Genomic DNA, 11,915 nt, shown 5'->3' with positions numbered 1-11,915 from the left:
CTAAAAGCGTTTTCAAAATACTCAAATTATCGGCATAAATCAACTGACTTATATCAGCTAACACTAATAAACAATGATTTTTAATAGAAATACAAAAACAAATTACTAAGTGACAAATAAACACAAAGAGGAATGAAAATCACTGTGTCTTTCTCAGCAAATACACTATCTTTTACCCTTCTGAATAGACCTACATAGCGAAAATCCCCTATCACGCGCAGTCCGAAAACAATTCCGACCACTAAATACATCCATTGATACGACTCTAACTCAATCGCACTAACACCAGAAAAGAATGCCAATCCACTAGCTACAACTAATGTTCCTACAGGTGATGGGGTCAGTTTTTTCACACCATCTTTGCTCGGCAGTACAGCTTCTACTCCCCATCTACCACCAAAAGCCCAATAAATATGTATCCCTGATAAAAACAAGAAAATTAACACATTCACAATTCGTATTATTACTTCTACAACCATACATTTGATTTATAAAACAGTTACACTCTACATTGGTGTAATCACCAATTATTTACAAATCAAAAATACTAACTCTATACAAGACAAACATTCACTTAAGTTAATGCCACTTTTATTTAAGTCTTGCGCGAATACGAGAAAGCGACTGAGGTTTGACACCAATATAACTGGCGATATACTTATGAGCAACTAGGTCAAAGATCTGAGGTGTATCTGAGAGTAATTGAAGGTACCGCTGTTCTGGACTTAGAAACAAAAGAAAATCAATTCGGCGCTTCGCTTCTAAAAATATCAAGTCTGCCATACTACGACCTAGTGCTTGATTCTCGATAGATTCTTCATAAAACGAAAACAAATCAGGTCTAGGTAATAACTCTACCTCAGTATCCTCCATAGCTACGATGATCATCTGAGAAGGCATATTCGTCAACACTCCCTCGTAATGAGTAAAAATATTGCCCTCTAAATAAAATGCAAATGAAACATCATTTCCCTCACCATCAATATAATACATACGCAGACTTCCCCTACGAACTATACCAACAAAATCACAGATTTCACCTAAGCTAAGGATTTCTTCTCCTTTTGCTACTAACCGCTGAACCACCTTATCACTCAAATCACGTAATAATTGCTCTACATAAATATTACTTTCCATCCCTCTATTATTTTTTTCACCTCCAGTTTTACATTTAGCTAAAAATAATCATTAAATTAGTACAAATACAAAATTACCTCCCACGCTGTTTTTAGTTGAAACAAAGTTTTTCAAACACCTCCTCTTTAAATTCCTTTTATAACTTTTTCGCCTATTCATTTTCTTGTATTTGTCATGACTTCTTCTTTTGAATGGTCGGGATATGATCAGGAGGTGGTCGGGACATTTTAATGATAAATATCTCGATCACTCCCCTATCACCTCCCTTGAAGCACAGTAGCATGGTAAAACCGGCGTCAAAATTTAAAATTCAGCTTCTTTCAGTAGTTAATGAAGCCCTTTAACGTTTAGTCATAAGCCCTATTAACTAGCAATCCCCTGTATTTCCGACACAATTCAAAAACCACAGAAATAAAAATAAGGTAGTAAGAAAACGAAAACAACTATATTTCTCTTAAATAGTTTTATTTTTGTACCTATTCTCATTTTGATAAAATGACATCAATAAATAAAAAAACATTACAAGATTTAGAATTTGACACGGTATTAGAAACAGTATCAGCTTTGTGCACAACTGAAGCTGGTAAAGAAGCCGCTATGAAAATAGGCCCTTTAAAAACAGAGGCTGGAACCATGCGTGCCTTAAAGCAAACCTATGAATACGTTTCTTCATATACCAATAACAATATCATCCCAACGCATTACTTTGACAGTATAGATTACGAGTTAAAGTTTTTGGCAATCGAAAATAGCTTCTTAGAAGTTAGCAGTTTCAAGAAAATTGCAACGCTAACTGATACAACTATAAACTTGATAACTTTCCTTAAAAAATTTCAAGAATACTACCCTAACCTATACTACGAGGCAGAACAAACTCTACTAGAAAAGTCAATCTTAAAAGAGATAGAGCAAGTATTAGATAAATATGGAGAGATAAAAGATAATGCCTCTCTAGATTTATTAAACATTCGCAAGAACATTAATATTGTAAGAGGTAAAATTAACCAAAGTTTTGGAGCTGCACTAACGCAATACAATAGTGCTGGATATCTTGACGACATTAGAGAAACTGTGGTTGAAAACAGACGTGTATTAGCCGTAATAGCTATGCACAGACGAAAAGTAAAGGGAAGTGTATTGGGAACTTCCAAAACAGGTAGTATAGTATATATAGAGCCCGAAGCAACACTTCGATATTCTAGAGAGCTCAATAATCTAGAGTATGAAGAACGCGAGGAGATTGTACGCATTCTTAAACACCTAACGGATACAATACGCCCGTTCAGAGACCTTTTGATTGAATATCAAAGTTTCTTAACCTATATTGACGTAACAGCAGGAAAAGCAAAATATGCCAACAAAATAAATGGATTACTTCCAGAAATTAGTCAAGATAAAGAGATGTATTTCAAGGAGGCCTATCACCCTATCCTACTATTAAACAATAGGGAAAAGAGAAAACCTACCTATCCACAAACGATTAAGTTAACTCAAGATAGTCGCATCATTGTCATCTCTGGACCTAATGCTGGTGGTAAAAGTATTACGTTAAAAACCATTGGGCTGCTACAACTTATGCTTCAGTCTGGTTTATTAATCCCAGTTCATGAGCGAAGTAAAACATTTTTGTTTGACAGAATACTTACTGATATTGGAGACAACCAGTCTATAGAAAACCACCTCAGTACTTATAGCTACAGGCTTAAGAATATGAACTATTTTTTAAAGAAATGCAACAAAAACACGCTTTTCTTAATAGATGAATTTGGTACAGGATCTGATCCTGAATTAGGGGGAGCATTGGCAGAGGTATTCTTAGAAGAGTTTTACGATAGAGAGGCTTATGGTATCATTACGACACACTATACGAATTTGAAGATTCTGGCAAATGAATTACCAAATGCCACGAATGCCAATATGCTATTTGATGAGAAATCACTTGAACCGATGTATAAATTAAATGTCGGTCAAGCAGGAAGTTCTTTTACCTTTGAAGTAGCGCAGAAAAATGGTATTCCATACAGTCTAATCAATCGAGCAAAGAAAAAAATTGAAGGTGATAAAGTACGTTTTGACAAAACAATCGCTAACTTACAGAAAGAAAGACACAAACTAGAGCGCACCTCTCAAAACCTTAAAGAAGAAGAAACAAGAGCAAGAGATGAGAGTAAAAAAATGGAATCCATCAATGCTAAAATACAAGACAAGCTAGAGCGATACCAAGAGTTGTTTGATTCAAACCAACGATTAGTTTCTCTAGGGCAACGATTCGATGATCTATCAGAAAAATACTTTAATAACAAAAGTAAAAAAAGCTTATTTGGTGAGGTATTAAAAATAGTAGAAATCGAAAACTCTAAACGCAAAAAGATCACCATTAAAGAAAAGAAACAAAAGGAAGAAGAACAAAAGAAAATCATTAAAGAAGTAGAACAAAAAGTAGAAGTCATTCGCAAAGAAAAGAAAGAAGAAAAAGCGAAAAAGCAACTGCAAGACACACAGAAGAAAACGAACTTCCCTTTGAAAGTAGGAGATCGAGTAAGAATGATCGATGGACGAGCAGTAGGTACAATTGATGTGATTGAAAAAAACAAAGCAACAGTTAATTACGGCATATTTACCTCAAAAGTGAGCCTTGATCAATTAGAAATGGTAGAACGTAAAAAATAATGTTAGATATACCACGCAACAAGAAAATTGTATTATTTGACGGTGTCTGCAATTTATGCGATCACACAGTCAATAAAATAATTAAAGCAGATAAATTAGACCAGTTTAGATTTGTATCCCTTGACTCTGAAAAAGGTATTCAAATACTGAATCACATTGGAGTAGATCGTGCTAAAATAGACAGTATCGTTTTATACGAACCTGGAATAGCATACTACATCAAGTCAAGAGCAGCTTTACAAATAGCATCAAAGCTAGGAGGAATCTATTCTGTACTGGGAATATTTGCAATACTTCCTACTGGTCTTGCTGATTATATCTATGACTACATTGCCAAAAATCGCTATAAATGGTATGGCAAAAAAGAAACATGCTTAATACCAACTGCAGAGGTTAAAGATAAATTCTTATAGCTAATAAAATAATAAATAATTAGTTACTAATTCATCAATAACTAAACAAGATATATAAACCGCCTTCCCTTATTCTAGGGTAAGGCGGTTTTAATTTACAAAGTCAGAACTAAGACAAGTTACAACGATAAGACTATTCCAAGCTATCACAATATTTGAGCAAAAACCGCATAAACGTTTAGAAATATTTAATCATAAATAATTTCCCTTAAACTTATTCAATGCTTATATTTGCATACTTATAAAAATTATTCGAATGCATATTTCATACAATTGGTTAAAACAATTCATCAAATTAGACATTACACCTGATGAAACTTCAGAGATATTAACAGATTTAGGTCTTGAAGTAGAAGGAATCACGCGTTATGAAAGCCTGAAAGGTGGTTTAAAAGGAGTAGTTGTAGGACATGTAGTTTCATGTGTTAAGCACCCTAATGCTGATAAATTAAATTTAACAAAGATAGATCTAGGTACAGGTGAACCCGTGCAAATTGTTTGTGGAGCGCCAAATATTGCTGAAGGTCAGAAGGTACCTGTAGCAACTGTAGGTACTGAATTATATGATGCAGAAGGAAAAGCATTCCAAATAAAAAAAGGAAAAATCAGAGGAGAAGAAAGCTTTGGAATGGTGTGTTCTGAAGTAGAGTTAGGTATTGGTACCAACGGCGACGGAATTATGGTTCTAGATGCTGCTTTACAGCCAGGTACACCAGTAGCTGAAGTTTTCAATATTGCAACTGATGAAGTTTTCGAGATTGGATTAACACCTAATCGTTCTGATGCTATGAGCCATTGGGGGGTAGCGCGTGACTTGAGAGCTGGATTATTGCAAAACTCAAAAGAAGATACTCAACACAAAGAATTAATCACACCGTCAGTAAGTAAGTTCAAAGTTGAAAGAAGAACTCTTAAAATTGACGTAACAGTTGAAGATTACAAAAAAGCACCTCGTTATTGTGGTGTGACAATTTCAGGTATTGAAGTTAAGGCTTCTCCTGAATGGTTGCAAAATAGATTAAAAGCAATAGGAATTACTCCTAAAAACAATATAGTCGATGTAACTAACTATGTTCTTCATGACCTAGGACAACCACTACACGCATTTGATGCTGGAAAGATCAAAGGAAGCAAACTATTGGTTAAAACAGTAGAAGCAGGAACAAAATTCACAACATTAGACGAAGTAGAAAGAACGTTACATCAAGATGATTTAATGATTTGTGATGAAAACGGTCCTTTATGTATGGCTGGTATCTTCGGTGGCACAAGAGCTGCTGTAAGTGACAACACAACAACAATCTTTTTAGAAAGTGCTTATTTCCACCCAGTTGTAATCCGTAAAGCTGCTAAAAGACATGGATTAAATACAGATTCTTCTTTCCGTTTTGAAAGAGGAATAGATCCTGCTATTACTGAATACGCATTAAAACATGCAGCATTATTAATACAACAAGTAGCTGGAGGCGAAATCACGTCAGATATTATAGACTTATATCCTAAGAGAATTGAAGATCATTCAGTATTCTTAAATTTCAATAATATCAATAGAATTCTAGGAGAAGAAATATCAAAAGAAACAATCAAGAAAATACTTGTTTCTCTAGATATTAAAGTACACAGTATGTCTGATATAGGACTAGGTATTACAGTTCCTCCATACAGAGCAGACGTAACTAGAGAAATTGATGTAATTGAAGAGATATTACGCGTATATGGATTCAACAACATTACGTTCTCATCTAAGCTAAATGCGACGATTGCTAATGCTTCACGAACTGAAGACCATAAAGTACAAAACGTAATATCAAATTTATTAGTCGCTCAAGGTTTTTATGAAATTATGTCTAACTCATTAACTACACCTGAGTACAATAAACTTTCTGACAATATAAAAACTAGTTTTCAAGTAGATATATTAAATCCACTAAGTAACGATTTAAGCGTTATGCGTCAATCGTTATTATTTGGTGGCCTAGAAGCTATCGCCTATAATATAAACAGAAAAAGAAGTGATTTAAAACTGTTTGAATTCGGTAAGTCATACCACAAGATGCTAGGTAGCTATGAAGAACACAAGCACTTTGCTGTATTCTCAACAGGTAACAATATAAAGCCTTCATGGAATTCAACTCCAAAAGCAACTGACTTTTTTGAATTCAAAGGATATATAAATAGTATATTGACACGCTTAGGGATTACTAAAACAACTACACAACCTACTGAAAATGATGTATTCTCTGAAGGAATTGCATACTATCTAGGTAAAGATATTATCGTTGAATTTGGTATACTTAAAAAAGCTGTATTAAAAGGACTAGATATCAAACAAGAGGTTTGTTACGCTGACTTTAACTGGGATAATGTACTTAAAGTCGTTAGCGAAAAGATTAAGTTTACAGATATAAATAAATTCCCAGCTGTAAAACGTGATTATGCACTTCTAATAGATGAAAAAGTAACTTTTGACCAAATATATCAATTAACAAAACAAGTTGATAAAAACACAATAAAAGACGTTACATTGTTTGATGTCTACCAAGGGGATAAAATAGAAGATGGTAAGAAATCATACGCTATATCTATCTTAATGGAAGATTCGAGCAAGACATTAACAGACAGTCAAGTTGATAAGATAATGGGTAAAATTAAATACCAATTAGAAAATAACTTAAATGCTCAATTAAGATAATAAAAAGCATTCTATAGTAATAAAAATAATAAGAGGCTATCTAGTAAGGATAGCCTCTTGTTGTTTATTAAGATTGAGATCTTCTATGACAAATCAAGAAAAAGGCAATACCCATGGAGAATAATTCCAGACAGAGTATTTCCTTTTACTAAAAGAATTATATAATGAGTTATATGATACAAAAAAAGGTTACCCACTTGGGTAACCTTTTTTTGTATCATATAAAAGCATTAGACTATCCTAAAACTTCTTTTACTTTTTTTCCTATTTCAGCTGGAGAATCAACAACGTGAATTCCGCACTCAGCCATAATACGTTTTTTAGCAGCAGCAGTATCATCAGCACCACCTACGATAGCACCAGCGTGCCCCATTGTTCTACCTTTTGGAGCAGTTTCACCCGCAATAAAACCAATAACTGGTTTTTTGTTTCCATTTTCTTTAACCCAACGAGCAGCATCAGCCTCTAATTGTCCACCAATCTCACCAATCATGATAATAGCTTCAGTCTCTGGGTCAGCCATTAATAATTGCACAGCCTCCTTAGTAGTAGTACCAATGATAGGGTCACCACCAATACCAATAGCAGTAGTAATACCTAAACCTTCTTTTACTACTTGATCAGCAGCTTCGTAAGTTAAAGTACCTGATTTAGATACAATACCTACTGTTCCCTTTTTGAAAACGAAACCTGGCATAATACCAACTTTAGCTTCACCTGGAGTAATAACCCCTGGACAGTTAGGACCTACTAAACGACAATCTCTATGTTTGATGTAATCATAAGCTTTGATCATATCAGCTACAGGAATACCTTCTGTAATACAAATAATTACTTTAATACCTGCATCAGCAGCTTCCATAATCGCATCAGCAGCAAATGCTGGCGGTACGAAGATAATAGATGTATCTGCCCCAGCTTTTTCAACAGCTTCAGCTACAGTATTAAATACTGGACGATCTAAATGCGAACTACCACCTTTTCCAGGAGTTACACCTCCTACAACGTTAGTACCATATTCAATCATCTGAGAAGCGTGGAATGTACCCTCACTTCCAGTAAATCCCTGAACGATTATTTTTGAATCTTTATTTACTAAAACACTCATGATCTTGTTTTTATTTATTTAAACTTCCTTACACAAAAATAAACAATTCTATCAATCAATAAAATTTTTTATTCTACTTTAAAGGTAAAGTTATATTAATTATTATCTAATTTTATTTTATTATAAAAATATGAACTAATCATACTCTACAATTGCTTCAATTTCTCCATTATTTCAGGAATACGTTTCACACTAGCAATTTGCTTTAGCTTTTCACGTGACTCCTCAGCAGGATATCCAAAATATACCCTACCGGATTGTAGAGATTTAGAAACACCTGATTGTGCTAACACTACAGCTTTAGCACCGATTGTAATACCACTTGTAGTACCGACTTGCCCCCATAATGTAACTTCATCCTCAATCACAACACAACCTGCAATACCACATTGTGCTGCAATCAGACAACGCACACCAATAATAGTGTCATGACCAATATGAACTTGATTATCTATCTTTGACCCTTCTTTGATTGTCGTATCACCTGTTACTCCCCTATCAATAGTACATGCAGCTCCGATACCAACGTTATCTTCAATTACTACACGACCACAAGAAACTAAAGGATCAAATCCTTCCGGCCGTTTTTTATAATAGAAAGCATCAGCACCTAAAATAGTTCCTGCATGAATCACTACATTATTACCGATAATCGTACCATCATAGATAACAACATTAGGATGAATTAAACAATTTTCTCCTATAACAACATTGTTCCCTATAAATACATTTGGCTGTACAATTGTTCCCTTTCCAATAATCGCATCTTTAGCCACCAAAGCTGTTGCAGGCTTAAAAGGATTAAAAAAGCGAGATAGTTTATTAAAATCTCTAAAAGGATCATCTGAAATCAGCAAAGCCTTACCTTCAGGGCAATCAACTTCTTTATTAATCAAAACTATTGAAGCATTTGAACTCAAAGCCTTATCATAATACTTAGGATGATCAACAAAGACAATTTCTCCTTCTTGAACTACGTGAATTTCATTCATTCCATATACAGGAAATGAAGCATCTCCTACAAACTTAGCTCCAATAATATCTGCTATTATTTGTAAGTCTTGAACCTTTGCAAAGCGCATATTTGTACTTCTAAATCAATTATTCCTTAATACGCTCTACATATGCACCATTTGTAGTATCAATTTTGATCTTATCACCTTCATTGATAAATAATGGAACATTCACACTAGCTCCTGTTTCAACTGTAGCTGGTTTAGTAGCATTTGTTGCCGTATTTCCTTTTACTCCTGGCTCAGTATAAGTAACTTCTAAAATTACAGAAGCTGGCATATCCACTGCTATCGGCAAATCAGTCTCAGTATTTACTTGAACCATTACATTTTCACCTTCTTTTAATAAACCTGGTGCATCTAGAATATCTCTAGAAAGCGTAATTTGTTCATAATTTTCGACATTCATAAAGTGAAACAAGTCCCCTTCTGGGTATAAATATTGAAATTTATGAGTTTCTACACGTACAGGATCAATCTTATGCCCTGCAGAAAACGTATTTTCTAATACTTTACCATTAGTTAAACTTTTCATTTTTGTTCTTACGAAAGCAGGTCCTTTACCTGGTTTAACGTGTAAGAACTCAACAATTTTATAAATATCATTGTTATACTTGATGCATAAACCGTTTCTAATATCCGATGTAGTTGCCATTGTATTTAATAAATTTTAATATTATTAATTAATAAATTCCTGAGTATCCTCTCATAATACCACGAGAAGAGTTTCGAATAAACATTAGTATTTCATCGCGCTCTGGAGTTGCTTCCATTTCTGCTTCAATAAGCTCTAATGCTTGAGTCGTATTATAGTTCTTTTGATATAAAATACGATAAATCTCTTGAATCTCACGTATCTTTTCTGGTTCGTACCCTCGTCTTCTCAATCCTACAGAGTTAATACCCGCGTATGAGATTGGCTCACGAGCTGCCTTAATATAAGGAGGAACGTCTTTACGAACTAAAGTACCACCTGTAATAAATGAATGTGAACCAATTGTACAAAACTGATGAACAGCTACCAATCCAGCTAAAACAACATAATCTCCTACAGTAACGTGTCCTGCTAACGTACTAGAGTTCGAGAAGATACAGTTATTACCTACCACACAGTCGTGCGCAATATGACTATAAGCTTGAATCAAGCAATTACTTCCAATTATCGTTTTATATCTATCTTTAGTCCCTCGATTAATCGTTACACATTCGCGAATTGTTGTATTATCTCCAATTTCAACAGTCGTTACCTCTCCTTCAAATTTCAAATCTTGAGGTTCAGCAGAAATTACAGCTCCTGGAAAAATCTTACAATTCTTCCCAATTCTTGCTCCTTCCATGATAGTCACATTTGATCCTATCCAAGTACCTTCACCAATCTCCACATTATTATGAATCGTTGTGAATGGCTCAATAACAACATTACGTGCTATCTTCGCTCCAGGGTGTACATATGCTAAAGGCTGATTCATATTATCTTTTTATATATTATTTACTTTTGAAATTTGAGCCATCAATTCAGCTTCGGCCACTAACTTACCATTTGCATACGCATAGCCCTGCATATGACAAATTCCACGTCTAATAGGCGTAATTAGTTCTAACTTAAAAACTAAAGTATCACCAGGTAAAACTTTGTTCTTAAATTTCACATTATCCATCTTCATAAAGTATGTCAAATAATTCTCCGGATCTGGAACAGTGCTTAATATTAATATCCCACCAGATTGAGCCATCGCCTCACAAATAAGAACTCCAGGCATAACAGGTGCTCCAGGGAAATGTCCTACAAAAAACGGCTCGTTCATTGTTACATTTTTAACACCTACAACGTGCTTATCTGACATTTCTAAAATCTTATCCACCAACAAGAACGGAGGTCTATGTGGCAATAGTTCCATAATTCTTGTCACATCCATCAATGGTTCTTTGTATAAATCAAAAGTTGGAACCTGATTTCTCTTTTCATTGCGGATAATCTTAGACATCTTCTTAGCAAATGTCGTATTTACAGCATGTCCAGGCTTATTAGCTATAACCTTACCTCTTATACGAGTTCCAATCAATGCTAAATCACCTATTACATCTAACAATTTATGACGCGCTGCCTCATTCGGATAGTGCAAAGTCAAATTGTCTAAAACACCATTTGGCTTAACACTAATATTTTCTTTACCAAAAGCTTTTTTCAAGTGTCCCATCGTTTCTGGAGATATTTCTTTATCTACATAAACAATAGCATTATTCAAATCTCCACCTTTAATCAAACCATGAGCCAATAAAGCTTCCAACTCGTGCAAGAAACTAAATGTTCGAGCTTCTGAAATTTCAGTTTTAAAGTCACTCATTGATTTCAATGTAGCATTTTGAGTACCCAAAACCTTAGTACCAAAATCAACCATTGTTGTCACTTGATATGTATCTGCTGGCATTAATATGATTTCACTTCCAGTCGCTTCATCTACATATGAAACAACTTCTTTCACGATATACTCCTCGCGCTCTGCATCTTGCTCTACAACACCAACTCTCTCTACAGCCTCTACAAAATATTTTGATGAACCATCCATAATTGGTGGCTCAGATGCATTCAACTCAATAATTACATTATCTAAATCACACCCTACTAGTCCCGCTAATACATGCTCTGTGGTTTGTACACGAACTCCTTTTTTTTCTAAATTCGTTCCTCGTTGCGTATTCACAACATAATTAGCATCTGCTTCGATTACAGGATGTCCTTCTAAATCCACTCTAACGAAAGTAAATCCGTTGTTTACAGGTGCAGGCTTAAAAGTCATTGTTACTTCTTGCCCTGTATGTAAACCAACACCTACTAAAGTAATTTCGTCTTGGATGGTTTTTTGCTTAACCATAATTAAATC

The 11,915-nt window shown here is 34.5% G+C and carries 10 protein-coding genes; 3 read left to right on the top strand and 7 right to left on the bottom strand.

Translation table 11 applies throughout. From position 1 onward, the window contains the following. Positions 1-80: 80 nt before the first annotated feature. Positions 81-479 (bottom strand): DUF3995 domain-containing protein, encoded by a 399-nt coding sequence (locus GJV77_RS04085; protein WP_155035078.1) that lies wholly within the window; start codon positions 477-479, stop codon positions 81-83. Between the two features lie 112 nt (positions 480-591). Next, positions 592-1,137, bottom strand: a complete 546-nt coding sequence (locus GJV77_RS04080; protein WP_155035077.1) for a Crp/Fnr family transcriptional regulator — start codon at positions 1,135-1,137, stop codon at positions 592-594. 495 nt (positions 1,138-1,632) lie between these two features. On the opposite strand from GJV77_RS04080, the gene GJV77_RS04075 reads away from it, so the two are divergent. From GJV77_RS04075 to pheT, 3 genes are all read left to right on the top strand, one after another. Then, positions 1,633-3,807: an endonuclease MutS2 gene (locus GJV77_RS04075; protein WP_155035076.1), complete on the top strand. Its 2,175-nt coding sequence runs from the start codon at positions 1,633-1,635 to the stop codon at positions 3,805-3,807. After that, entirely contained in the window at positions 3,807-4,220 is a 414-nt protein-coding gene (locus GJV77_RS04070; RefSeq protein WP_155035075.1) for a thiol-disulfide oxidoreductase DCC family protein, read from the top strand. The genes GJV77_RS04075 and GJV77_RS04070 overlap by 1 nt, the downstream gene beginning before the upstream one ends. A 256-nt stretch (positions 4,221-4,476) precedes the next feature. Then, on the top strand, positions 4,477-6,912 hold the full coding sequence (pheT, locus tag GJV77_RS04065) for a phenylalanine--tRNA ligase subunit beta (RefSeq protein ID WP_155035074.1): 2,436 nt from the start codon (positions 4,477-4,479) through the stop codon (positions 6,910-6,912). 235 nt (positions 6,913-7,147) lie between these two features. Here pheT and sucD read toward each other — a convergent pair whose 3' ends face one another. From sucD to GJV77_RS04040, 5 genes are all read right to left on the bottom strand, one after another. Then, positions 7,148-8,020, bottom strand: coding sequence for a succinate--CoA ligase subunit alpha (sucD, locus tag GJV77_RS04060; RefSeq protein ID WP_155035073.1), 873 nt, complete (start codon positions 8,018-8,020; stop codon positions 7,148-7,150). Between the two features lie 146 nt (positions 8,021-8,166). Continuing rightward, positions 8,167-9,102 carry a UDP-3-O-(3-hydroxymyristoyl)glucosamine N-acyltransferase gene (locus GJV77_RS04055; protein ID WP_155035072.1) on the bottom strand — a complete coding sequence of 312 codons (936 nt, stop codon included), beginning with the start codon at positions 9,100-9,102 and terminating at the stop codon, positions 8,167-8,169. Between the two features lie 19 nt (positions 9,103-9,121). Further along, positions 9,122-9,688: an elongation factor P gene (efp, locus tag GJV77_RS04050; protein WP_155035071.1), complete on the bottom strand. Its 567-nt coding sequence runs from the start codon at positions 9,686-9,688 to the stop codon at positions 9,122-9,124. A gap of 28 nt (positions 9,689-9,716) precedes the next feature. After that, positions 9,717-10,502 (bottom strand): acyl-ACP--UDP-N-acetylglucosamine O-acyltransferase, encoded by a 786-nt coding sequence (gene lpxA / locus GJV77_RS04045; RefSeq protein ID WP_155035070.1) that lies wholly within the window; start codon positions 10,500-10,502, stop codon positions 9,717-9,719. A 9-nt stretch (positions 10,503-10,511) separates the two neighbouring features. After that, positions 10,512-11,906, bottom strand: a complete 1,395-nt coding sequence (locus tag GJV77_RS04040; protein WP_155035069.1) for a bifunctional UDP-3-O-[3-hydroxymyristoyl] N-acetylglucosamine deacetylase/3-hydroxyacyl-ACP dehydratase — start codon at positions 11,904-11,906, stop codon at positions 10,512-10,514. Between the last annotated feature and the right edge of the window lie 9 nt (positions 11,907-11,915).

The sequence above is a fragment of the Myroides pelagicus genome (assembly GCF_009711055.1).
GTDB lineage: Bacteria > Bacteroidota > Bacteroidia > Flavobacteriales > Flavobacteriaceae > Flavobacterium > Flavobacterium pelagicum.
This window is presented reverse-complemented; position numbering and strand designations above follow the sequence as displayed.

Excerpts from the sequence above, each read along its gene's own strand:
- pheT (WP_155035074.1), top strand. The coding sequence starts at position 4,477 with ATGCATATTTCATACAATTGGTTAAAACAATTCATCAAATTAGACATT.
- sucD (WP_155035073.1), bottom strand. The coding sequence starts at position 8,020 with ATGAGTGTTTTAGTAAATAAAGATTCAAAAATAATCGTTCAGGGATTT.
- GJV77_RS04085 (WP_155035078.1), bottom strand. The coding sequence starts at position 479 with ATGGTTGTAGAAGTAATAATACGAATTGTGAATGTGTTAATTTTCTTG.
- efp (WP_155035071.1), bottom strand. The coding sequence starts at position 9,688 with ATGGCAACTACATCGGATATTAGAAACGGTTTATGCATCAAGTATAAC.
- GJV77_RS04070 (WP_155035075.1), top strand. The coding sequence starts at position 3,807 with ATGTTAGATATACCACGCAACAAGAAAATTGTATTATTTGACGGTGTC.
- GJV77_RS04055 (WP_155035072.1), bottom strand. The coding sequence starts at position 9,102 with ATGCGCTTTGCAAAGGTTCAAGACTTACAAATAATAGCAGATATTATT.
- GJV77_RS04040 (WP_155035069.1), bottom strand. The coding sequence starts at position 11,906 with ATGGTTAAGCAAAAAACCATCCAAGACGAAATTACTTTAGTAGGTGTT.
- GJV77_RS04075 (WP_155035076.1), top strand. The coding sequence starts at position 1,633 with ATGACATCAATAAATAAAAAAACATTACAAGATTTAGAATTTGACACG.
- lpxA (WP_155035070.1), bottom strand. The coding sequence starts at position 10,502 with ATGAATCAGCCTTTAGCATATGTACACCCTGGAGCGAAGATAGCACGT.
- GJV77_RS04080 (WP_155035077.1), bottom strand. The coding sequence starts at position 1,137 with ATGGAAAGTAATATTTATGTAGAGCAATTATTACGTGATTTGAGTGAT.